Consider the following 1204-nt stretch of genomic DNA (forward strand, 5'->3'; position numbering starts at 1 on the left):
CGCCTGTTTGATGCTGCCGGCAATGCGGTTTTGGATTCAATCTTATCACAGGATGTAGTTTCCATTATCAATTCAGACCATAGAGCTGCCATCATGAACGATCGATTTCCGCAAAGAGGAATCCGTAAGTTCTCCTGGCTAAGCGCAAAAGTAAAGAATCCCGAAAAATGGAGCGCCGAAACCCCTTATCTATACACGTTGGTGCTCTCGCTGAACGATTCTACCGGCAGAGTGGTGGAGCAAGCCTCTACGCGTGTGGGGTTCAGGAGTGTTGAAATTGAAAACGGGCGCTTCCTGGTGAATGGCAAGCCGGTACGGTTCCGGGGAGTGAACCGCCATGAGCATGACCCGGTCACGGCAAAGGTGATGAGCGAGGAGGGGATGATACGCGATATAGTGCTGATGAAACAGGCAAACATCAATGCGGTGCGTACGGCTCATTACCCGGATGTGCCACGCTGGTACGAGTTGTGTGATGAGTACGGACTCTATGTGATGGATGAAGCCAATATTGAGACGCACGGAGTGAGGGGAATGCTGGCCAGTGACACAGAGTGGACCCACGCATTCATGGACAGGGCGATCAGGATGGCTGCAAGGGACAGAAATCACCCGTCGGTTGTGGTATGGTCGATGGGGAATGAATCGGGCTACGGCTTTAATTTCGCGGCTATATCGGCATGGCTGAAAGATTATGATCCTACCCGTCCCGTTCACTACGAAGGAGCGCAGAATGAACTGAAAGACCCGGAAACGGTCGATATCATCAGTCGTTTCTACCCGCGATTACAACAAGCGTATCTCAACCCCAACATTCCCGAAGGGGAGAGCAGGGAGAGAGCCGAAAATGCACGATGGGAGCGGCTGCTGAGCATCGCTGAACGGACAGATGATGACCGGCCGGTGCTTACCAGCGAATATGCCCACGCCATGGGCAACGCGATGGGCAACTTTAAGGAGTACTGGGATGAAATATACAGCAACCCGCGCATGCTGGGCGGATTTATCTGGGAGTGGGCAGATCAGGGTATCTTTACCACTGCAGAAGATGGAAAGCGTATCGTGAACTATGGCGGTGATTTCGGAGACAGGCCCAACCTCAATAATTTCTGTCTGGATGGGGTTGTCTTTTCCGATCGCACGGTGACTCCAAAATATTGGGAGGTGAAGAAGGTGTATCAGCCGGTGTTGATTGAATTAACGG

General features: G+C 52.1%; 1 protein-coding gene. It reads left to right on the plus strand.

The features are described from left to right. The coding region (locus tag B3Z75_RS13395) for a glycoside hydrolase family 2 TIM barrel-domain containing protein (RefSeq protein ID WP_294072765.1) at positions 1-1204 on the plus strand (1204 nt) is incomplete at both ends.

The sequence above is a fragment of the Proteiniphilum sp. UBA1028 genome, from assembly GCF_002316955.1.
Classification (GTDB): Bacteria; Bacteroidota; Bacteroidia; order Bacteroidales; family Dysgonomonadaceae; genus Proteiniphilum.